Origin of the sequence: Paenibacillus sp. LHD-38, assembly GCF_031157315.1 — a bacterium.
GTDB lineage: Bacteria > Bacillota > Bacilli > Paenibacillales > Paenibacillaceae > Pristimantibacillus.
The window spans coordinates 1-709 of record NZ_JAVIFU010000147.1 but is presented as its reverse complement, the minus strand read 5'-3'; the positions used below and the strand labels follow the sequence as shown (position 1 = coordinate 709).

Sequence of the window (709 nt, the reverse complement as noted above, 5' to 3'; positions counted from 1 at the left end):
CCTGCAAAACGAATACAGTTTCTGTAAAATGGAGCCCAGTACCCTGTTGGTACTGGGTTTGTTGTATAATGGAAGAAAAGTAAAAGCGAGATGAGCCTGTTGTTGCATGCCGGTAAACAATTAACTGCATCATTCCATGCGGAATTATATAATCTTGTTCCTGAAGATCACTTGTTGCGCAAGATTCATCGCATTGTAGATTTCAGATTCATCCATGAGTTAGTCGAAAACAGCTATTGCAAATACTACGGCAGACCCGCTAATGAGCCTGAGCTGCTATTTCGTCTGCTCTTTTTGCAAATCCTTTACAATCTTTCGGATGAGCGCATCGTTCAGGAAGCTCAAGTAAATCTAGCATACAAGTGGTTTCTTGGTGTTAATCCGGAAGAGCCTTTGCCGGACGCCTCTCAATTATCGCGTTTTCGGAATCATCGACTTGGAGCAAGCCAAGTGGAAGACGTATTGAAGCAAGTGGTAAGTCAATGTGTGGAGAAAGGACTCATTAAGAGTAAAACCATTATTCTGGATGCAACTCATACCCAAGCTGGAAGCCAAAAGCAGCGTCCTCTCGACGTGTTGCGGGACGCTGCCAAACGTCTTCTGCGAACGGTTGTCAAAAGGCATCCAAAGCTGGAAAAGAAGCTTCCAGCCATACCTCGTGTAAAAAGCGAGCAAGAAGACGCAGAGCAGATTATGCTTCATTACTTGG

The 709-nt window shown here is 44.4% G+C and carries 1 protein-coding gene; it reads left to right on the top strand.

Features of this window, described 5'->3' with window-relative positions; all coding sequences use genetic code 11:
- Window positions 1–99: 99 nt before the first annotated feature.
- A partial coding sequence (locus tag RCO25_RS34650) for a transposase (RefSeq protein WP_483874739.1) occupies window positions 100–709 on the top strand: 610 nt, incomplete at its 3' end.